The sequence below is a fragment of the Paraburkholderia fungorum genome, assembly GCF_046027605.1.
Classification (GTDB): Bacteria; Pseudomonadota; Gammaproteobacteria; order Burkholderiales; family Burkholderiaceae; genus Paraburkholderia; species Paraburkholderia fungorum_F.
The window spans coordinates 212,620-233,612 of sequence record NZ_JAQQEF010000009.1; the positions used below are offsets into that span (position 1 = coordinate 212,620).

A 20,993-nucleotide genomic window follows, 5' to 3' on the forward strand; every position below is an offset into this window, starting at 1 on the left:
CGTCGCCCACTGGAGCCGGTGGCGCCGCTAGACCCGCTTACCTCGCGCGCCACGCGATCCAAAGTTTGCGGATCGGCGTCAACGCGATGCGCTGATGCAGCACGTGATAGCCATCGCGTTCGATTTCATCGAGCAGCGCCAATGCGAGTGCCGCCTGCGCCATCAAGGTGCGCTGCGAGCGCCGCTCACTTGCGGGTATGGCGGCGAGCGCCGCATGCAGCGCATCGCGGGCCCGTTTGGTTTCGAAGCGCATCAGCTCGGTAAACGCATCGGTATATTTCCGATTGATCAGATCCGCCGCGGTGACGTTAAAGCGCTGCATTTCGTCGATCGGAATATAGATCCGGCCGTAGCGCGCATCATTGCCGGTTTCAACGACGAACTGCGCGAGCTGCAGCGCCTCGCCGAGCGGCGCGGACCAGCTCGACGCCAGTGCGCCGTCTTTTGCCGCGGCGCGCGCGACCAGCGACGCGAAGGTCCCGCCGACACCTTGCACGTAACGCCGCAGATTCGGATAGTCGAGGTAGCGCGCCTGATCGAGATCCATCTCGAAGCCGGCGAGCAATGCCTGCAACGCCGGATACTCGGCCTGCACGTCGGGCAGATACGCCGCCAGCGCCTTTGAAACCGGATGCGACGGCGAGCCCGACGCGAGCGCGGCGATTTCGTTTTGCCACCATGCGAGTTTGGTGCGGCCGATGGCCGGATCGCTGGTTTCCTTGACGGTTTCCTCGAACTCGCGGCGCAGCGCGAACAGCGCGGTCAGGAGCGCCTGGCTTGCCGCGGGCGCCTGGCGAAGCGCATAGTAAGTGCTCGATCCGGGCGGCGCCGCTTTCTGCTGGCAATATTCGTCGAAATTCACGGGATTGGAATGTGGGGGAAGGGCGGGCGAAGAGGGCACGGCATGCGTGCAACATCCGTGCAATTAGCCAAAAATTGTAGCATCCACGCCCCTTGGCCAGATGCATGCGCAAATGCAGACAAGTGCGAATCAATCGGTTAGAATCTCGCGCTTACGCTTTCGGGCGCGGTTGTTTTACGCGATCGTGAGCCTGCAGGACAACGGGTAGAACGTACAGCGCTTTGCCCGGCTGCGAGGGTGGCGAAATTGGTAGACGCACCAGGTTTAGGTCCTGACGCCCGCAAGGGTGTAGGGGTTCGAGTCCCCTCCCTCGCACCATCCCTATGTAGCGGAGAACCCCGTTAAGTCTTTGGACTGACGGGGTTTTTTGTTTTTCAAGTGACTTGCGTCGGGCCGCGCGGGGCCGCCGGTGCTCAGGCGCCCGGCGCCGGCGCTTGTTGATCCGCTGATGTGCCTGGCAATTCGGCTTGCGCGGCGCCTTCCAGAAACCGGCGGGTCGATTCGAACGCCTGCAGCATCGGATCAGGCCACGGTGTTTGTAGCATGACCGCCTGATGGTTCTCGAACGCCGACGACAATAGTTTTACCAGTTCAGGCGAACGCAGATGACGCAGCAGTACGCTGACGGCGATCGCGGTCGCCTGGCTCGCGCCGGCGGTTTGAAGTTCTGAGGCGGTGAGGGCCGCTACCTGTTTGTTGATATCCACTGAAACTTCCTTGGGTGAAATGTGGGAGATTGAAGGCTCGGTCGCCGATCGCGAATTTTGACACGGTTGACGGGTTGCCGCGAACGCCGCTGCCTCGCGGAGCCGGGCGGACTCGAAGCGCGGTGACGGTTTTCAGCACAGTTAATCCATTAGGCGATATACCGGCAGAAAATCACCATGCATGGCCTGATATTCTGATTCATTGGCAGTGGATTGCTGGCGACGACCGTCATCAAGCTATTCCGGTTCGATCTGTCTCACGTGACGGGTGTCGAGCGGATCGTGTCGTTCATCGGTATCGGCTCGATGTTGCTGCTGATCGGCTACTTTTCGCCGTTGCCGCCCAAGGCTGCGGTCCTGGAAACTGAGCAATGAAACGTGTCTTGCGCGTGACGGGGTGGTGCCTTGCGACTGCCTCCGTGTGGGTGTCGACGGCAGCCGGGGCGGCCGATCATTTTTCGCAGCGCTTTGCGCTCGAACTCGAAAGCGGCGCGGCCTATTGCGCTGTGACGCTTCCGGCTGCCGTCTACGCGGCCAGCCAGCGCAGCGATCTTGGCGACGTGCGCGTCTTCAATGGCGCCGGCGAACCCGTACCGTATTCGCTCGAAACGCCGCGCGAGCCGGCCCGGATACCACCCACGCTGCGTCCAGTGGCCTGGTTCCCCTTGCCGGCCACGGCTGCCGGCGCCGCGGGGGTGCCACTCGGCGTCACGATTGCAGCCGACGGTTCATTGCGCGCGACGTCGGCGCCGCCGTCCCGGGCGCAACATGACGTGGACCTGATCGACGTCGGGCGCGAGGCACGAGGGAAAACTCAGGTGGGCGCCCTGGTCGTACATATGCGCGACGACAACTACCAGGGGCGTGTCAGCGTCGAGGCGAGCGACGATTTGCGCAACTGGCAACCCGCCGGCGAAGCGCAACTGCTCAAGGTCAACTACAACGGCAGCACGCTGAGCCAGGACCGCATCGAATTGAACGGCATGCGCGTGCGTTACCTGCGGTTGCACTGGCTTGACGGCGCGCCGTACATCGAATCGATTGACGCTCAGGTACAGGCGGCCAGCACCGGCGCCGCGCAACGCGCGGATAGCCAGCGGGAATGGCGCGAAGACATCGTCGCACAGGCGGGGCCGAAACCCGGCGAGTATTTCTTCGCGACCAGCGGCTCTTATCCTGTCGATCGATTGCGCCTGAATTTGCCACAGCCGAATACGGTGGCGGCCGCCGTCGTGTATTCGCGTGCAGGGCTGGAATCGGCGTGGCGGGAAGTATCGGGCGCGACGCTGTTCCGGCTGCACAACGGCGCGATGGAGCAAAGCAATCCATCGCTCGAGTTGGCACCCGACACGGATCGTCAGTGGCGCTTGGTGGTGGACACGCGTAACGGCGGGCTGGGAAGCGGCACGTTGACCGTTGCCGCGGGCTGGCGTCCGGCGACACTCACTTTCGTCGCGCGCGGGGCCGCGCCTTTCACCCTGGCGGTAGGGAGTGCGGCAGCGGTGTCGTCGGCGGTGAGCCGGGCGGATCTGCTGAGAGGTGCGTCGGCGGTTGCCGTGGCGGCGCGACTGGGTGAGGCACTGCCCGTGGGACAAGCGGCCGACGCGCAGTCGCCCGGAAACGACCCCGATGCGATGCGGCGCTACATGCTGTGGGCGGCTTTGTTGCTCGCGGTCGGCTCGCTTGGGGCCATCGCCTGGCGGCTTGCGCGCGGCGCTCAGGTCCAGCCGCCGGCCGGCGGAGTGGCTAAGGGAATGGCCGGTGAGAGCGATACGAGCGGTGGCGTGGGTAGTACGGCCGATGGCGTAGGCGGCGTGGATGAATTGGCCGGTGGTGTGCCCGATGGATCAGGCGCAGCGGGCGCCACGGTGAAAGATGCAGGCATTGCTGGTGCTGACGGTCAAGGCACGGGAAAGAGTTGACTGCGGCGCAGGGGTATCTCGGCGTAACGGATTGCGCTGAACCGAGGAATTGGGACGTGCCGACAGATTCGTTGCATCGCGGGAATGTGCTCCGGTGAGCGTGACCGGCGCAATCACGGGCGGAGCCGAATCGCAAGATGCGGTCCGTCACGAGGATCGAAGCGAGCAATCGCACAGCGCTGAAGATGCGCACTGTGCCGGCATGCCGTTGCTTACTCCTCGCGCTCCACCATCGTGTTGATGATCTTGTCGAGCGCCTGGCCGAACGCGAGTTTTTCCTGTTCGTCGAGGCAGTGGAACATATCCCCATTCCACTTACGGGCGATCGGCATCACCTTGCGATAGAGCGCGCGGCCCTCCGGCGTGAGCGACACCAGCACGACGCGGCCGTCTTCGGCGCTCGGATCGCGTTTCACGAGTCCTTGCTTGATCAATGCCTCGGCTGCACGGCTGGCCTGACTCTTGTCCAGATTGGCATGCCGCGCCAGTTCCATGATCGAAAACGGTCCGAACGAGCCCACTGACGCAATCACCCGCGCCTCAGGCAACGTCACGCCCAGCTTGTCCTGGTAGCGCTCACCGATGCCACGCTCGGCGAGTTTGTTCAGGACATGCAGGCGATACGTGAGGAACTGCTCGAGTCCGGCTTTGGCGGAGGCCTTCATGGTCTTCCCGTGATGAGTGAAGCGGTCGTGGCGCTGTGATTGTTGCCGCAACCGTCCCGCCGGTCAACGCGCGCCGTATTTCAGGCGCGTCAACTGTTCGGCCGCGTCGGCAAGCAAACGCGCCGCGTCGCGAATCGCCATTTCGAGCGTGATCGGGCCAGGGGCCGGCGAAAAGCAGCCGCTGAAGTGTTCTGCAAGGCGCGGCAGCGCCGCTGAATCGACCGCGCCGGAGAGCAGCGTGGCCGGCACGCCGACTGCCTGCGCATGACGGCAAGCGATGAACGGCGCCTTGCCGTGCAGCGTTTGCACGTCCGAGCGGCCTTCGCCGGTGATCAGCCAGTTCGCGCCTTCAAGCGCCGCGTCCAGACCGATCTGGCGCGCGACGGTTTCCGCGCCTGGCTCGAACTGCGCGCCCAGCATGTGCAGCGCGAAGCCGAGACCACCGGCCGCACCCGCGCCGGGTTGGTCGCGCGCCGTGCGCCCGAGCGCCGCCTCCAACAGATCGGCGAAGCGGCCGAGGACGGTATCGAGCGGGGCAATCTGTTCCGGCTTCACACCCTTTTGCGGGCCGAACACCGCAGTCGCACCGTGATCCCCGGTCAGTGGGTTATCCACATCCGACATGCCGACGAACTCGGTGTCCGCGAGCCGGGCGTCCAGTTGCGACACGTCGAGGCGCGCCAGCCGGGCAAGCTGTTCGGGCGTCGCGTCGAGTTCCTTGTCTTGCGCGTCGAAAAGTCTCAGCCCGAGGCCGGCCAGCAAACCCGCGCCACCGTCGTTCGTGCTGCTGCCGCCGAGCGCGACGAAAAAGCGCCGTACCCCGGCGTCGAGCAAGGCGCGAATCGCTTCGCCCATGCCACGCGTGCTGCGCGCCTCGACCGGCACGCCCATGCCCACCGGGTCGGTGATGCCGACGATTTCGGCCGTTTCGATGATCGCGCTGCCGTCCGCGAGCACGCCGGTGAGTGCCTCGCGCACCGGACCAGCCGCGCCGCGCACGCTCAGCTTGCGGCGCTCGCCGCCGCTCGTGAGCATCGCGTCGAGCGTGCCTTCGCCGCCGTCGGCCATCGGACAGATGCGCACAGTGGCGTCCGGGCGGGCACGCTGGACGCCGGATGCAATCGCCTGTGCGACCTGTTCGGCGCTGAGCGAACCTTTGAAGGAATCTGGAGCAATGACGACGATGGGCGAGGACGGCAAATTCGGCATGGTGTCTCTGAATGGTTGGAGTCGTTACGAGGGCGGGTGACGTGAACAGATGCAGGCGCAGCCCCGAGCGCGTCCGTTAGCTTATCAGCATGGGCGCGCCGACTGAATATGTCGAACGGCATAGCCGGGATCGTCCGTGGCGGGGCGCGCGGGAATCATGAGGAAGAACGCCCGGGGCGAGCGCGGCGCGCTCGCCTGTGCGCGCTTGCGACGGCAGCGGCGCCGACGAAAGGGGGCGTTGACTAACTAAATTAACTAACCTGACGCAAGAACGCCGTAAACCGGCAGCGACCGAATCGAGAGCAGACACCGAACAGCCACCGGTAAGCTGCAAAACAGGCGAAAAACAGCGGGGAAAGCGGCCCGAACATCGACAAAAATGCGCGCAATCATCGAATCCCGGCTAAGCGCGCAAATAGTTTGCTAAAATATTCGGCTCTTTGGACCCAACCGTGCTGCCGGCGGCCTGCAAGCCCGCGGCGCAGGCGCGCAATCGATGCTAAACGAACGTCAACGTGGCATCGAAAAGCGGCACGGAGAAGATAACTGATTCGCTCGAATAATTTTAGGACGATTGAAGCCATGGCTAACGTTGTTGAAAACCTCGGCAAGCTCGAACGCCGCGTAACGATTTCCCTGCCGAAGGACGCCGTGCAGAAGGAAGTGGACTCGCGTATCCGTCAACTCGCGAAGAACGTGCGCATGCCGGGTTTCCGCCCGGGCAAGGTGCCGCTCAAGATGGTGACGCAACAGTATTCGGGTCAGGTGGAAGCCGAAGTCCTGAGCGACAAGGTCGGCAAGGAATTTTTCGACATCAGCCGCGCCGAAAACCTGCGCGTTGCCGGCCAGCCGAGCTTCGCGCCGAAGATCGACGCTGTTGAAGGCGACTACGCGTTCGACGCGACGTTCGAGGTTTATCCGGAAGTGAAGCTTGGCGACGTCGCCACGGCTGAAATCGAGCGCACCACGACCACGATCAGCGAAGCGGAAATCGACCGCACGCTGGACATCCTGCGCAAGCAGCGCGTGCACTTCCACGCTCGCGGCGAAGCCGGCGAGCACGGTGACGGCGGCGCGGACGTAGCGGCGAAAGACGGCGACCGCGTAACAGTCGACTTCGTCGGCAAGATTGAAGGTGAAGTGTTCCAGGGCGGCAGCGCAGACGATTTCGCATTCGTGCTGGGCGAAGGCCGCATGCTGCCGGAATTCGAAAAGGCAGCGCTGGGCCTGAAGGTCGGCGAGTCGAAGGAATTCGATCTGGCATTCCCTGAGGACTATCACGGCAAGGAAGTCGCCGGCAAGACCGCCCAATTCACGATCACGATGAAGAAGATCGAATGGCCGCATCTGCCGGAAATCGACGCTGAATTCGCGAAGTCGCTGGGTATCGAAGACGGCGATCTGGTCAAGATGCGCGCCGAGATCAAAGACAATCTCGAACGCGAAGCCAAGCGCCGTACGCAAGCCATCGTCAAGAACCAGGTTATGGACGCGCTCTTGAAGATTTCGGAGCTGGACGTGCCGAACGCGCTGATCGAACAGGATCAGGAGCGCCTCGTCGGTATGGCGCGTCAGGATCTGGAGCAACGCGGCGTGCCGAACGCCAAAGACGCACCGATCCCGGCTGAAATGTTCAAGGAACAGGCTGAGCGCCGCGTGAAGCTGGGCCTTGTGCTGGCCGAGCTAGTCAAGGCCAACGAACTGCAAGCCAAGCCGGAGCAGATTCGTGCCGAAGTCGACGAATTCGCGAAAAGCTACGAAGACCCGAAGGAAGTCGTCCGCTGGTATTATTCCAACCAGCAACGTCTTGCCGAAATGGAAGCGTACGTCGTTGAAGCTAACGTCGTCGATTTCGTTCTGAGCAAGGCCAAGGTGACGGACAAGGAAGTAAGCTTCGAAGAACTGGCAAGCGCAACGGCGCAAGCGTAAGCGTCGCTGCAACGGCGTGCCGGCTGTCGGAGCGACGGCCCGCACGCCGTTTTTTTGTGTTGTGAATGTGTATTGCGTTTTTGCATGATGTTGCATGGCGCGCGTGCACTGTTCGCGCACTTGAATACGGGCTCGTCGACCACACCTGTCTAGCATCTAATATTTAGAATATTTCCAGACAAGGATCCATTGCATGACCTTTCGCGCCCAAATGCTGGACACGTTGACCTCCCAGTCGTCCCGGGATCTCGAAGCGCAGGCGCTCGGACTGGTGCCGATCGTCGTGGAAACGAGCGGCCGGGGCGAGCGCTCGTATGACATCTATTCGCGTCTGCTGAAAGAACGTATTGTGTTCCTGGTCGGCGAAGTGAACGACCAGACGGCCAACCTCGTGGTCGCGCAGATGTTGTTCCTTGAAAGTGAAAACCCGGACAAGGACATCAGCTTCTATATCAACAGCCCGGGCGGTTCGGTTTCAGCCGGGATGGCGATCTACGATACGATGCAGTTCATCAAACCGGATGTGTCGACGCTGTGCATGGGCCTCGCCGCCAGCATGGGCGCGTTCCTGCTGGCAGCCGGCGCGAAGGGCAAACGCTTTGCGTTGCCGAATTCGCGCGTGATGATTCACCAACCGCTCGGCGGCGCGCGTGGCCAGGCGTCTGATATTGAAATCCAGGCGCGCGAAATCCTGTATTTGAAGGAGCGGCTGAATCATCTGCTCGCACACCACACCGGCCAGCCTGTCGAACGTATCGCACGCGACACCGACCGGGACAATTTCATGTCCGGCGACGACGCGCAAGCTTACGGTCTGGTTGACCAGGTGGCGCACAAGCGTCCTTGAATCGGTGCGGTCTTGCCCCAAAACGGGGCGAGGCCGTCGTCGGATCGGTTGTGAAATAGTCAAGACTCGTCCGAGTGCCTGCGGCAAACGCCGTCACCTTGGCTCAAGCCCTGCCGCGCCCAAACTGCGAGGCTAGGGCAAACGGCGTATCATGTAATCGAGTGTCCGGAGGCTCACACATCTATGGCGGACAAGAAAGGTTCTAACAGCGAAAAGCTGTTGTATTGCTCGTTCTGCGGCAAGAGCCAGCATGAAGTCAAAAAACTGATTGCCGGCCCGTCGGTGTTCATCTGTGATGAATGTATCGACCTGTGCAACGAAATCATCCGCGATGAGGCTGCAGGCGCGGGCATTGAGGCGGGCTTGTCCAAGTCCGATCTGCCGAGTCCGCAGGAAATCCGTGAAATTCTCGACCAGTATGTGATCGGTCAGGAACGCGCGAAGAAGATTCTCGCGGTCGCGGTGTACAACCACTACAAGCGCCTCAAGCACCTCGACAAGAAGGACGAGATCGAGCTGTCCAAGAGCAACATCCTGCTGATCGGCCCGACTGGTTCCGGCAAGACCTTGCTCGCGCAGACGCTCGCACGCCTTCTGAACGTCCCGTTCGTCATTGCCGACGCAACGACGCTGACGGAAGCCGGCTACGTCGGCGAAGACGTCGAGAACATCATTCAGAAGCTGCTGCAGAATTGCAATTACGAAGTCGACAAGGCCCAGCGCGGCATTGTCTACATCGACGAAATCGACAAGATCAGCCGCAAGTCCGACAACCCGTCGATTACCCGTGACGTATCGGGTGAGGGCGTTCAGCAGGCCTTGCTGAAACTGGTTGAAGGCACGATGGCGTCGGTGCCTCCGCAAGGTGGCCGTAAACATCCGAATCAGGACTTCATCCAGGTCGACACCACTAACATCCTGTTTATTTGCGGTGGCGCGTTCGACGGCCTCGAGAAGGTCATCGTCGACCGTACCGAGAAGACGGGTATCGGCTTCGGCGCCAGCGTGAAGAGTAAGCAGGACCGCGACGCCGGCGAAGTGCTGCGCGAAGTCGAGCCGGAAGATCTGATCAAGTTCGGGCTGATTCCTGAACTGATCGGCCGTCTGCCGGTGGTGGCTACACTCGGCAAGCTCGACGAAACGGCGTTGATGAAGATCCTCGTCGAACCGAAGAACGCCTTGGTGAAGCAATACCACAAGCTGTTCAACATGGAGCGCGTCGAGCTCGAAATTCGCCCGGCTGCGTTGCAGGCTGTTGCACGTAAGGCGATCCGTCGTAAGACGGGCGCCCGGGGTCTGCGTTCGATCCTGGAACAGGCGTTGCTTGATGTGATGTACGACCTGCCGCAAATGAAAGGCGTTAGCAAGGTCATCATTGACGACAACGTAATTGACGGCGACGGCAAACCGCTACTGATCTACGAAGACGCCCCTAAAGTGGCGGGTTCGAACTGATCGGCTTTCGGGTTCTGCAAAAAAAGCCGTTCATGGCAACGTGAACGGCTTTTTTCGTTTATCGTGTGGTCAGCCTGGTTGTTTTCACTATGGAGTCACAGAACCTTCGGAGTCACTGAACTTTTCCCACACGCGGAGGCTTGCAATCTTTTCTGCTGGCCTCACCTATCGAACGAACTGATTCCACTCATGGGGAAATGAAATGTCAGGAACCCAACTCCTTCCGCCGGAACGCATTACGCTCCCGCTGCTCCCGCTGCGTGACGTAGTCGTCTTCCCGCACATGGTGATTCCGCTCTTCGTAGGCCGCCCGAAGTCGATCAAGGCTCTCGAAGCAGCGATGGAAGGCGGCAAGCACATCATGCTGGTCGCCCAGAAAACGGCTGCGAAAGATGAGCCGACCGAAAAGGACATGTACGAAGTAGGGTGTATCGCCAACATCCTGCAAATGCTGAAGCTGCCCGATGGCACCGTTAAGGTGCTCGTCGAAGGCTTGCAGCGCGCGAAAACGCTTTCCATCGAAGAACAGGAAACGCAGTTCTCGTGCGAAGTCATGCCGCTCGAACCCGACCACGCCGACAGCGCCGAAACTGAAGCGCTGCGCCGCGCGATCGTGTCGCAGTTCGACCAGTATGTGAAGCTGAACAAGAAAATCCCGCCGGAGATCCTGACTTCATTGTCGGGTATCGACGAGGCTGGCCGTCTGGCCGACACGATCGCGGCACACCTGCCGCTCAAGCTGGACCAGAAGCAGCACATCCTCGAAATGTTCCCGGTCATCGAGCGCCTCGAGCATCTGCTTGCGCAACTCGAAGCCGAGATCGACATCCTGCAGGTCGAAAAGCGCATCCGTGGGCGTGTCAAACGCCAGATGGAGAAGAGCCAGCGCGAGTACTACCTGAACGAACAGGTCAAGGCGATCCAGAAGGAACTGGGCGAAGGCGAAGAAGGTGCGGATCTCGAGGAACTCGAGAAGCGCATCACGGCTGCCCGCATGCCGAAGGAAGCCAAGAAGAAGGCCGACGCCGAGTTGAAGAAGCTCAAGCTGATGTCGCCGATGTCGGCCGAAGCGACGGTGGTGCGCAACTACATCGACACGCTGATCGGCTTGCCGTGGCGCAAGAAGAGCAAGGTCAACAACGACCTCTCGAATGCGGAACGCGTGCTCGACGAAGACCATTTCGGTCTCGAGAAAGTGAAGGAACGTATTCTCGAGTATCTCGCGGTCCAGCAACGTGTCGACAAGGTCAAGGCGCCGATCCTGTGCCTCGTTGGGCCTCCGGGTGTCGGTAAGACGTCGCTGGGTCAGTCGATCGCTCGCGCTACGAACCGCAAGTTCGTGCGTATGGCGCTCGGTGGCGTGCGTGACGAAGCCGAGATTCGCGGTCACCGTCGTACCTACATCGGTTCGATGCCGGGCAAGATTCTGCAAAGCCTGACCAAGGTCGGTGTGCGCAATCCGCTCTTCCTGCTCGACGAAGTCGACAAGATGGGTCAGGATTTCCGCGGCGATCCGTCGTCGGCTCTGCTGGAAGTGCTCGATCCGGAACAGAACCATACGTTCGCCGATCACTACGTCGAAGTCGACTTCGATCTGTCGGATGTGATGTTCGTGGCGACGTCGAACTCGCTGAACATTCCGCCGCCGTTGCTCGACCGGATGGAAGTAATCCGTCTGTCGGGTTACACGGAAGACGAGAAGGTCAGCATCGCGCAACGTTATCTTTTGCCCAAGCAGAAGAAAAACAACGGCCTCAAGGATGGCGAGGTCGATGTGACGGAAACCGCGATCCGCGACATCATTCGTTACTACACGCGTGAAGCGGGCGTTCGTTCGCTCGAGCGTGAAATTTCGAAGATCTGCCGCAAGGTCGTGAAGATGCTTCTGCTGAAGAAGGCGGAAGGCGCGGTGAAAGTCGACGGCAGCAATATCGACACCTTCCTCGGCGTGCGGAAGTACGACTTCGGTTTGGCCGCGAAGGAAAATCAGGTTGGCCAGGTCACGGGTCTTGCGTGGACGGAAGTGGGCGGCGATTTGCTGACCATTGAAGCCGCGGTGATGCCGGGTAAGGGCAATGTGATCCGTACCGGTTCGCTCGGCGACGTGATGAAGGAATCCGTCGAAGCTGCGCGCTCGGTGGTTCGCTCGCGTTCGCGCCGTCTCGGTATTAAGGACGAAGCATTCGAGAAGCAGGACATTCACATTCACGTGCCCGAAGGCGCTACGCCCAAGGACGGTCCTTCGGCGGGTATCGCGATGACAACCGCGCTGGTGTCGGTCTTGACCGGTATTCCGGTGCGGGCTGACGTTGCGATGACGGGCGAAATCACGTTGCGTGGTGAAGTTCTGCCGATCGGTGGCCTGAAGGAAAAACTGCTGGCGGCGCATCGCGGCGGTATCAAGCTGGTGCTGATCCCGGAAGAAAACGTCAAGGACTTGACGGAGATTCCGGACAACGTGAAGAACGCAATCGAAATCGTGCCGGTCCGCTGGGTCGACAAGGTGCTCGAGTTGGCGCTCGAACGTGTGCCTCAGGCATTGCCTGACGAAGAGCCGAAGCCGGCTACTACGCCTGTCGCAGCGGCTGAGCCCGGCAAGGACGGCGCGGCAACGGACGTCGTGAAGCACTAAGGTAGTCAGCAGCGAACGCTGTTTGCTGTATAAAAACCCGCGACCCAGGTCGCGGGTTTTTTTATTGTCGGCGAGCTACCGAAGCATGCGTTTGGAGCGCAAATAATCCCATCTTTTGAGCAATAGACGTTCTGCGTCGCCGACTGCTTGCGCGCGCATCGATTCGCGGCAAGATTTGGTTATAGAAGTGCCCTCAGAACTTTTCGAATCAGGCTCAACCCCGGTTGACACAAGGGTTTCGGCCAATTCTAATGAGTCGGCTCGGCGTTGCCCGCAGCCGCGTGATGCCAGGTGCTGGAGAGCGCCGTCACGATTGCCATAAACAGCCATAAACATTCTCGGGGGTTGGAATGAACAAAACGGAATTGATCGATCACATTGCACATGAAGCCGATATTTCGAAGGCCGCGGCGGGCCGCGCATTGGATGCGGTGATCGGTGGCGTCAAAGGTACGTTGAAGAAAGGCGGCTCGGTCACGTTGGTGGGCTTCGGAACGTTTGCCGTGGGCAAGCGTACCGCGCGCACGGGACGCAATCCGCGCACAGGCGACGCCATCAAGATCAAGGCGGCGAAGGTCCCGAAATTTAGGCCTGGCAAAGCTCTGAAGGATGCGCTAAACTAATGGGCTTGCTGCTTGAGGAATTGCGGATTCGCTAAAGAAGTGTGGTGAATTCTGCGTGACTTGGTGTCGCATCGGTTGGACGCGGTTGAGACACCCAGTTGATAAATCGGGCAGCAAAGCAGAAGCACACTGAATCTTGAAACGGGTGCTTAGCTCAGTTGGTAGAGCGGCGCCCTTACAAGGCGTAGGTCGGGAGTTCGAGCCTCTCAGCACCCACCAGTTTCAGATTCGGTTAAGTGTTTCAGCGCAATATAAGGAGTGGTAGTTCAGTCGGTTAGAATACCGGCCTGTCACGCCGGGGGTCGCGGGTTCGAGTCCCGTCCACTCCGCCAGTATCCTCGAAAGGCGAACTACGGTTCGCCTTTTTTATTGCCCGCTGTTGTAAGATCGGGCGTTCTGTTTTTGGCACCCCTCACGCATGCTCGATTTTTTCCGCAATCACAAACGCCTGATGATGTTCATGCTCATCCTCGTCATTGTGCCGGGGTTGGGTTTTGTGGGTATTCAAGGCTTCCGCGGCTTCTTTGACGAAAGTGCAAACGTCGCCAGCGTCAACGGCCACAAGATTACCCGCGCAGAGTATGACGACGCGATGCGTCAGCAGCTCGACCGTGCCCGTCAGATGCTCGGCGCGCAGTTCGATATGAAGTCGTTCGACACGCCGGAGCGCCGTAGCGAGATGCTCGACGGTCTGATCGAGCAACGTGTGCTGGCTGATGAGACGCAGCGCCTGCATCTGACCGCATCGGACGACGCTGTGCGCCGTGTGCTGCTGAACGATCCGGTGATCTCGTCGCTGAAGAATCCTGACGGCTCGATTGACGTCGACCGTTACAAGCAATTGCTCGCGATGCAGGGCATGACGCCCGATCAATACGACGAACGTGTGCGTTACAGCATCGCTACGCAGCAACTGCCGGCGAGCATTCAAGGCAGCGCCTTCACGTCGAAGACTCTCGCACAGCATCTGACCGAGCTCGCCGAACAGCAGCGCGAAGTGCAGGGTATCGCGTTCCATCCGCGTGACTATGCAACGAAGGTGCAGCCTACGGATGCACAACTGCAGGCGTATTACGACGCGCATCGCAATGACTTCGCGAGGCCCGCCACGGCAACGATCCAGTACCTTGTGATGTCGCCGGCAACGGTGGGTGCGGGTGTGCAGCCGAGCGACGCCGACCTGAAAAAGTACTACGACGACAACATCGCGCACTACCGCACGGACGGTCAGGTGCGCGCGAGCCACATCCTGATCGCCGCGCCGAAAGATGCCAGCGCCGCCGACAAGGCCAAGGCGAAGCAGAAGGCAGAAGACCTGCTCGCACAGATCAAGGCGCACCCGGACCAGTTCGCGCAGATCGCCCAGCAGAACTCGCAGGATCCCGGTTCGGCGTCGAAAGGTGGCGACCTGGGCTACTTCGGTCGCGGCATGATCGCAGGTGGCCAGTCGTTCGACGACGCTGTGTTCGGTCTTAAGAAAGACGAAGTGAGCGGCATTGTGCAGACCGACTTCGGCTATCACATCGTCAAGGTCACGGACGTGAAGCCGGCTGTCACCAGGCCGTTCGACGAAGTGAAAGGTCAGATCGCCAAAGACCTGAAGACGCAACTGGCGAGCAAGGCATTCACCGACGACTCGGAAGGCTTCACGTCGATCGTCTACGAGAAGGCGAAGAGCCTGCAGCCTGCCGCCGACAAGTACAAGCTGCAACTGCAAACGGCCACGGTGACGCCGCAGCCGGATCCGAAGCTGCCGCCTGACAGCCCGCTGAACAACGCGAAGTTCCTCGCTGCTGTGTTCGCAAACGACGCGGTCACCGCGCGCAACAACACGCAAGCGATCGACGTCGGCGGCAACACGCTGATCGCGGCACGCGTGACCGATTACAAGGCTGCGGTCGTGCCGGCGCTCGACGCTGTCAAGGACGCAGTGCGTCAGAAAGTGATCGCGATTCAGTCGGACGAGGCCGCTGATAAGGACGGCATCGCGAAGCTGGCGGAGTTTGAGAAGTCGAAGGCGACAACGGGCTTCTCGTCGCCACTGAAGGTTTCGCGCAATGACGCGCAGGGCGTGCCGCCGGCTGCGTTGAGTGCAATCTACAAAGCGGACGCGCAAAAGTTACCGGCGTATGTCGGCGTGGATCTCGGTGACGACGGCTATGCGATCTACCGTGTGAACTCGGTTATTGCGGGTGCGCCGATCGATCCGCAGCGTTTGGCTGCCGCCCAGCAGCAGATTGCGCAAGTTGACGCGCAGTCGGAAGCGGAGGCTTATCTTCAAGCGCTGCGTGCCCGTTCGAAGGTGAAGTTCTACGGTTCACTCGACAGCAGCAATGCTCAGGCGAGCGGCGACTAAGCTCTCCAGCGCGCAAGCAAGCAACAAGCAACAAGCAACAAGCAAAGCTACACAGATACAAAAAAGCCCCGCAATCGCGGGGCTTTTTTTGTTTAACGAGTGCAAGCTCGCCAAACGGTTGACTCGGATGCACTCGGCTCCCTTATATACCGTCAGTCCTTAAAGGCAACCGCTAATCGCGCTGGTGGCGTCGCTTCCCGCAGCGCCATTCGCGCGGAAACCGACCCACGTACCGGGGCCGCTGTACGACGGACGTACCACGGCGGCCGCGCCGTTAGGCGGTTGCTGGCCCGGCACGTACACATCCATGGCCTGGTCGTTAGCCAGGGTGTCTTGCGACACGACTTGCTGTTGCGAGCTATCGGCCCACTTTTGCGCGATGCACGTAGCGACGGCCTTCGGTGGTTGCTGGCTTTGACCCACGGATTGGACACCAGCAGGCGGTTGGGCGGCACATGCGGAAATTGCCACGGTCAAAGCGATTAACGGTAAATATTTCACGTTATCTCCTCAGAAGTCGCTCAAAATCGAGCCGGGATTACACGGGATTACGAAAGTGTCAGAGCGACCTTGCCGATCCGTGTTCCCCAATTACCGGAAACAAGTTGTTAGCGAGCTTTTCAGGGCGGCGAACTTGTGCGAAGGAGTGGCTTGATAGCCGGCCACACGTTGTTGAGTAGCACTGGCTGTGCCTGCTGGGTGGGATGAAGCTGATCCGCCTGAAACATCTCGGGTTTGTCGGCGATTCCAGCGAGCAGGAAGGGCACCAGCGGCACCTTCAATTGTTTCGACAGATCACCGTACAGGCCGTGGAACTTTTGCGTGTAGTCGGGGCCGTAATTAGGCGGCACGTACATGCCAACCAGCACGACCTTCGCGTGGCTCTGCTGAGTCTGCTCGATGATGGTACGCAGGTTGTCTTCGGTCGTGGAGAGCGGCACACCGCGTAACGCGTCGTTGGCGCCGAGTTCCACGATCACGATGCTCGGCTTGAGACGTTGCAATAGTGCCGGCAAGCGAGCCCGTCCGCCGCTCGTCGTGTCGCCGCTGATGCTCGCATTGGCGACGCTATAATCGATTCGCTCGTTGGTGAGGCGCTGGCGCATCAAGGCAACCCAGCCGGTGTCACGGGGCAAGCCGTATTCGGCCGAGATACTGTCGCCGAGTACGACGATCACCGGCCTGGCCGGTTCGGGCGCGTTAGCCGCATCGGCTGGGAAGGGCAGCGAAAACAGGGTTGCGGCCAGCACGGCCGAGCCGCATACCGTCGTCAGCGCCGGCGCGCGAGGCGCTACGGCACGCAATTTCAACCTACGCTTCACCATGCTAAACAGAACTGATCCAGTCATTGACGTGCGGGGTTTGTGCAAGAAGGTTAAGGATGCAACAGGCGAACTGACGATTCTCGAGGACATCGATCTTGCTATCGATGCCGGCAGCAGTGTGGCAATCGTCGGTGCATCCGGGTCGGGCAAGTCTACGCTGCTCGGCTTGCTCGCAGGATTGGACAGCGCGAGCTCGGGCTCGGTTCGGCTGCTCGGCCGCGAACTCACTGAACTGAACGAAGACGAGCGCGCCGCGTTGCGCAGCGGCTCGGTCGGTTTCGTGTTCCAGTCGTTTCAACTCATGCCACATTTGACGGCGCTCGAAAACGTCACCTTGCCGCTCGAACTGCAAGGCGGCATCGGCACGCGTGAGGCTGCGGCGCGTGCGCGCGGTTTGCTGGAGCAGGTGGGGCTTGGCAAGCGCACTGCGCATTATCCGAAGCTGCTGTCGGGCGGCGAGCAGCAGCGAGTCGCCCTCGCTCGCGCGTTTGTGACGCATCCGGCGATCCTGTTTGCCGACGAGCCGACTGGCAGCCTCGATGCCGCAACCGGTCATGCAGTGATCGATTTGATGTTCGAGATGAACCGCGCGAACGGCGCCACGTTGATTCTCGTCACGCACGACATCGAGCTCGCGCGCCGCTGCGATACGACGGTGACGATCGAAGCGGGGCGGTTGGCCTGAGAACGGGCTGCCTGCCGTTCAAGCCATCGATCGTCACCGGGCCAAAGTACCGGCCTTCTTCGCGTGAAGCGACGCGTCCCGCGGCAACATTCGGCCGTCTAAAAACAAAACCCCACGCTCCGAAAAACGTGGGGTGGATCAGCAGTCTGAAGCGGGCCGCCAAGGCCCGCTTTTTATTTCAGCGAACGTCTCTCACCGCTTCAACGCAGCACGCGCCCGCGCAATCAACGCCGACGTCGACGAGTCATGCTTCTTCTCATCGACACTTGCCGACGTCAGATCCGCCTCGACCACCTTGCCGAGGATCTTGCCTAGCTCGACGCCCCACTGATCGAACGGATTGATGTCCCACACCGATGCCTGCACCAGCACCTTATGCTCGTACAGCGCGATCAATGCGCCCAGCGAACGCGCGGTGAGCGCCTCGACGAGCAGCGTGGAGGTCGGCCGGTTACCCGGGAACACCAGGTGCGGCGCGAGGTCAGGCTTGTCCGCGCCGGCCACCTTCTTCGCTTCTTCGAGCGTGCGGCCGAGCATCAACGCTTCGCTTTGCGCGAAGCAGTTCGCCAGCAGCTTCGGATGATGACTGACGAGCGGATGCTCCGGCGTCAGTACGGCGATGAAGTCGATCGGCACGATGGTCGGACCTTGGTGCAGCATTTGAAAAAATGCATGCTGACCATTCGTGCCCGGCTCGCCCCACGTCACGGCGGCGGTCGGATAGTCGACCATCACACCATCCAGACGGGCCGACTTGCCGTTGCTCTCCATCTCGAGTTGTTGCAGATACGACGGCAGGAAATGCAGCGCTTCCGAATACGGTGCGACCAGATAGCTTTGCGAGCCGAAGAAGTTGCGATACCAGATGCCGATCATGCCGAGCAGCACGGGCAGATTCTTCTCGAGCGGTGCGTCGCGGAAATGCTGGTCCATCTCGTTGGCGCCGGCCAGCAGTTCGCCGAACTGCTGCGGGCCGATTGCAATCATGATCGACAGACCGACTGCCGACCATAGCGAATAACGTCCGCCGACCCAGTCCCACATCTCGAACACGTTCTCTTTCGCAATGCCGAACTTGACCACCTCAGCGGGGTTCGCCGACACGCCGACGAAGTGCTTCGCCAGTGCGCTTTCCGGGCAGCCTTTCTCGATGAACCAGTCGCGCAGCGAGCGCGCATTGGTCATGGTCTCGAGCGTGGTGAAGGTCTTGGAGACGATGATCGCGAGGGTTTCTTCGGGATCGATCTGCTGCATTACGTTGTACAGATCCGCACCATCGACATTCGACACGAAGTGCGTGGTGATCTCCGGCGCGGCCAGGTGATGCAGTGCATGCACGACCATCTTCGGCCCGAGATCCGAGCCGCCGATGCCGATGTTCACGACGTAGCGAATCCGCTTGCCCGTATAGCCAGTCCACTCGCCGCTGCGGACCTTGTCGGCGAAGGCCGCCATCTTCGCGCGCTCGGCCTCGATCTGCGCGTGGAACGGCGCCTTCGGGTCGGTGGCGCGCAGCGCGGTGTGCAGCGCGGCGCGGCCTTCCGTCGGATTGACGATTTCGCCCGCGAACATGGCATCGCGGCGTTTCTCGACGCCGGCTTCGCGGGCAAGTTGCACCAGCAGTTTCAGGGTTTCTTCAGTGATGCGGTTCTTCGAGAAATCGGCCGCGAGACCACCGCCCGCGAACGCAAAGCGCTCAGCACGGGTAGGGGTGGGATCGTTCTCGGGGGCGAACCAGTCGCGCATGTGCGCATCGCGAATCTTCTCGTAATGCGTTTGCAGCGAGGACCAGGAGGGGAGCGAGTTCTGCGTCATAGCGTCCGTCTAACGAAGGGGCACGAAGGATGACACGCGCGTGAAGCGCTGCCGAGGATGATGCAAACGATGCTGTTAGAGCGATGCCGCGCGGCCGGGTTCGCGGTGGCTTGCGGGGAAACGCCGTGAGCCCGCCTGGCGATCGAACCGGCTCGCTGAAAGTTCGCCGCAAGCCGCGCTGAATTCGACGCGCGGCGCAGTCATTCAGTATAGCGGCGTTGTGTGAAGGGCGGCAGCGGTTTGGCGGCCGGTGCAAAAGTTGGGATGAGCGGCCAAGCTGGGCTGTGCCGATCAGCCCGTGTGGCTCAGCAAGGTTTGCGCCCTAGGCGCGGGGGGCTTCGCATCACTGGTCCGCTGCCGGATAAAACAAGCGGTTCAGCAAGCTGCGCACCATCGGCGCCAGTTCGCCCGCGGTCAAGCCGGCCGGACCGTGGCCCTGCGCGCTCAGCGTGTCGGCGGCGAGGCCGTGCAGGTAGACGCCCGCCAACGCCGCTTCGTAGCGCGGCAGATGCTGCGCGAGCAACGCGCCGATGATGCCGCCGAGCACGTCGCCGGTGCCGCCGGTGGCGAGCGCGGCGTTGCCGGTCGGGTTGATCGCGAGGCGACCGTCCGGCGCCGCGATGATCGTGCCGGTGCCTTTCAACACCACGACGCTGGCAAAGCGCGCGGCCAGCGCGCGCGCCGCGCTGAGCCGGTCGCGTTGCACGCCCGGCGCGTCGGTGCCGAGCAGGCGCGCGGCTTCGAGCGGGTGAGGCGTCAGGATGCACGGATCGCCTTGCACGCCGCGCGCGGTGACTGCGGCGGCGAGCGACGGGTCCTTCGAGATCAGGTTTAGCGCGTCCGCATCGAACAGCTTGGGCACGTCGAGCGGCAACACGTCATGCATCACCTGAGTCGCGCGCTCGCGATGACCCATGCCGCAGCCGACCGCGAGCGCGTCCATCTTGTCGAGCGGCAGATCGTCGATGGCGTGCAGCATCAGTTCGGGGTGCGGTGGATCGTAGGGCGGCGCGCCCTCGCCGAGCAGCGCGACATGGACTTTGCCGGCGCCGGCGTACAGCGCCGCGCGTGACGCGAGGATCGGCGCGCCGCACATGCCGGTGTCGCCGCCGACCACGGCGAGGCTGCCGAACGTGCCCTTGTTGGTCGCGAAATCGCGCGGCGGCAGGAACGTGGCGAACAGGTCGGGCGCGTTCAGTTGCACGGCCGTGCGCTGGCGGCTGTCGATCCCGATCGGCGCGACGATCACTGCGCCGGCGAGGTCACGGCCCTGTGCGGTGAACAGGCCCGGTTTGGCGCCGATGAAGCTGATCGTGTGGGTCGCATGGACCGCGACGCCGTCGCTGCCGCCGATTATCGTGCCGGTATCGCTGTCGAGGCCGCTGGGGACGTCGAGCGCCAGCACGCCGCCTTTTCTGGGCCTGGCTGCCGCGCGCTGCGATAACTGGCGGGCGATGGCCGCGAAGACGCCGTCGAGCTCACGCGTGAGACCGATGCCGAACATGCCGTCGACGAGCCACGTGTAGCTGTCGAGCGAAGCGGGCGGTGCCGACGTGATCGCGACCCCCGCTGCGCGGGCCGTGTCGAGCGCCCAGCGGGCGTCGTCCGGTTTCACGTCGACCGGCATGCAGAGTTCCACCGCGATGCCGTCCTGGTGCAACCGGGTCGCGAGGATCAATGCGTCGCCGCCGTTATTGCCTGGGCCGGCGATGAGCCACACTTTCTGTTTCGATTTTTCGACCGACGTGTCGCGGGTGATCAGCTCTTGCAGGAAGCTGGCCGCGGCCGTACCGGCGCGCGACATCAGCGTGTGTTCGGGCAAGCCTGCCGCGGCTTGGGATTCGGCGATCCGCAGATCGGTGAGCGTCAGCAGGGGTAGCGCCCGGGCGTGGGGGCTGACGAGCGTCGGCGGGGTGAGGTCGGCTTCTGTCATGGCGGCGCTTCGCGGTTCACACCTTGGG

16 protein-coding genes, 3 tRNA genes and 1 pseudogene are annotated in these 20,993 nt (G+C 61.7%); 12 read left to right on the forward strand and 8 right to left on the reverse strand.

Features of this window, described 5'->3' with window-relative positions:
• Positions 1-37: 37 nt before the first annotated feature.
• Positions 38-862 carry a squalene/phytoene synthase family protein gene (locus PQR53_RS17415; RefSeq protein WP_408456093.1) on the reverse strand — a complete coding sequence of 275 codons (825 nt, stop codon included), beginning with the start codon at positions 860-862 and terminating at the stop codon, positions 38-40.
• 231 nt (positions 863-1,093) lie between these two features.
• Here PQR53_RS17415 and PQR53_RS17420 point away from each other — a divergent pair.
• A tRNA-Leu gene (locus PQR53_RS17420) sits at positions 1,094-1,180 on the forward strand.
• Between the two features lie 95 nt (positions 1,181-1,275).
• On the opposite strand, the gene PQR53_RS17425 is transcribed toward PQR53_RS17420, so the two are convergent.
• Positions 1,276-1,569: a hypothetical protein gene (locus tag PQR53_RS17425; RefSeq protein ID WP_408456096.1), complete on the reverse strand. Its 294-nt coding sequence runs from the start codon at positions 1,567-1,569 to the stop codon at positions 1,276-1,278.
• Positions 1,570-1,767: 198 nt separating this feature from the next.
• Between PQR53_RS17425 and PQR53_RS17430 the strand changes: the two are divergent.
• Together PQR53_RS17430 and PQR53_RS17435 are read left to right on the forward strand one after the other, a co-directional pair.
• Positions 1,768-1,944 (forward strand): annotated as a pseudogene (locus PQR53_RS17430) (DUF2339 domain-containing protein); the annotation flags it as partial.
• Positions 1,941-3,491: a DUF3999 domain-containing protein gene (locus tag PQR53_RS17435; RefSeq protein ID WP_408456098.1), complete on the forward strand. Its 1,551-nt coding sequence runs from the start codon at positions 1,941-1,943 to the stop codon at positions 3,489-3,491. The pseudogene PQR53_RS17430 and the gene PQR53_RS17435, both read left to right, overlap by 4 nt.
• A gap of 212 nt (positions 3,492-3,703) precedes the next feature.
• Here the strand turns inward: PQR53_RS17435 and PQR53_RS17440 are convergent, their stop codons facing one another.
• Positions 3,704-4,156 (reverse strand): MarR family winged helix-turn-helix transcriptional regulator, encoded by a 453-nt coding sequence (locus tag PQR53_RS17440; protein WP_408456100.1) that lies wholly within the window; start codon positions 4,154-4,156, stop codon positions 3,704-3,706.
• A 63-nt stretch (positions 4,157-4,219) separates the two neighbouring features.
• On the reverse strand, positions 4,220-5,365 hold the full coding sequence (locus PQR53_RS17445) for a glycerate kinase (RefSeq protein ID WP_408456102.1): 1,146 nt from the start codon (positions 5,363-5,365) through the stop codon (positions 4,220-4,222).
• Between the two features lie 582 nt (positions 5,366-5,947).
• On the opposite strand from PQR53_RS17445, the gene tig reads away from it, so the two are divergent.
• The 8 genes from tig to PQR53_RS17485 all read left to right on the forward strand — a co-directional run bounded on the left by tig (position 5,948) and on the right by PQR53_RS17485 (position 15,207).
• Positions 5,948-7,294: a trigger factor gene (tig, locus tag PQR53_RS17450; RefSeq protein WP_408456104.1), complete on the forward strand. Its 1,347-nt coding sequence runs from the start codon at positions 5,948-5,950 to the stop codon at positions 7,292-7,294.
• A gap of 193 nt (positions 7,295-7,487) precedes the next feature.
• Entirely contained in the window at positions 7,488-8,141 is a 654-nt protein-coding gene (clpP, locus tag PQR53_RS17455; protein ID WP_007182010.1) for an ATP-dependent Clp endopeptidase proteolytic subunit ClpP, read from the forward strand.
• A 183-nt stretch (positions 8,142-8,324) separates the two neighbouring features.
• Positions 8,325-9,596 carry an ATP-dependent Clp protease ATP-binding subunit ClpX gene (gene clpX / locus PQR53_RS17460; RefSeq protein WP_020065906.1) on the forward strand — a complete coding sequence of 424 codons (1,272 nt, stop codon included), beginning with the start codon at positions 8,325-8,327 and terminating at the stop codon, positions 9,594-9,596.
• Between the two features lie 202 nt (positions 9,597-9,798).
• A complete protein-coding gene (gene lon / locus PQR53_RS17465; protein ID WP_408456107.1) occupies positions 9,799-12,228 on the forward strand; it encodes an endopeptidase La in 2,430 nt (809 codons plus the stop codon).
• Positions 12,229-12,578: 350 nt separating this feature from the next.
• Positions 12,579-12,851, forward strand: a complete 273-nt coding sequence (locus PQR53_RS17470; protein ID WP_408456109.1) for an HU family DNA-binding protein — start codon at positions 12,579-12,581, stop codon at positions 12,849-12,851.
• Positions 12,852-12,994: 143 nt separating this feature from the next.
• A tRNA-Val gene (locus PQR53_RS17475) sits at positions 12,995-13,070 on the forward strand.
• Between the two features lie 36 nt (positions 13,071-13,106).
• Positions 13,107-13,183 (forward strand) — tRNA-Asp (locus PQR53_RS17480).
• Positions 13,184-13,269: 86 nt separating this feature from the next.
• Positions 13,270-15,207, forward strand: coding sequence for a SurA N-terminal domain-containing protein (locus PQR53_RS17485; RefSeq protein WP_408456111.1), 1,938 nt, complete (start codon positions 13,270-13,272; stop codon positions 15,205-15,207).
• Between the two features lie 159 nt (positions 15,208-15,366).
• On the opposite strand, the gene PQR53_RS17490 is transcribed toward PQR53_RS17485, so the two are convergent.
• Both PQR53_RS17490 and PQR53_RS17495 read right to left on the reverse strand, forming a co-directional pair.
• Positions 15,367-15,708, reverse strand: a complete 342-nt coding sequence (locus tag PQR53_RS17490) for a hypothetical protein (protein WP_408456114.1) — start codon at positions 15,706-15,708, stop codon at positions 15,367-15,369.
• 119 nt (positions 15,709-15,827) lie between these two features.
• Positions 15,828-16,532, reverse strand: a complete 705-nt coding sequence (locus PQR53_RS17495; RefSeq protein ID WP_408456116.1) for an arylesterase — start codon at positions 16,530-16,532, stop codon at positions 15,828-15,830.
• On the opposite strand from PQR53_RS17495, the gene PQR53_RS17500 reads away from it, so the two are divergent.
• Complete coding sequence (locus tag PQR53_RS17500; protein ID WP_179731591.1) at positions 16,531-17,217, forward strand: ABC transporter ATP-binding protein; 687 nt, start codon at positions 16,531-16,533, stop codon at positions 17,215-17,217. The genes PQR53_RS17495 and PQR53_RS17500 overlap by 2 nt on opposite strands.
• A 192-nt stretch (positions 17,218-17,409) precedes the next feature.
• Here PQR53_RS17500 and pgi read toward each other — a convergent pair whose 3' ends face one another.
• Both pgi and PQR53_RS17510 read right to left on the reverse strand, forming a co-directional pair.
• Positions 17,410-19,032, reverse strand: coding sequence for a glucose-6-phosphate isomerase (gene pgi, locus PQR53_RS17505; RefSeq protein ID WP_408456118.1), 1,623 nt, complete (start codon positions 19,030-19,032; stop codon positions 17,410-17,412).
• A gap of 343 nt (positions 19,033-19,375) precedes the next feature.
• Positions 19,376-20,965 (reverse strand): NAD(P)H-hydrate dehydratase, encoded by a 1,590-nt coding sequence (locus PQR53_RS17510; protein ID WP_408456120.1) that lies wholly within the window; start codon positions 20,963-20,965, stop codon positions 19,376-19,378.
• Positions 20,966-20,993: the final 28 nt, after the last annotated feature.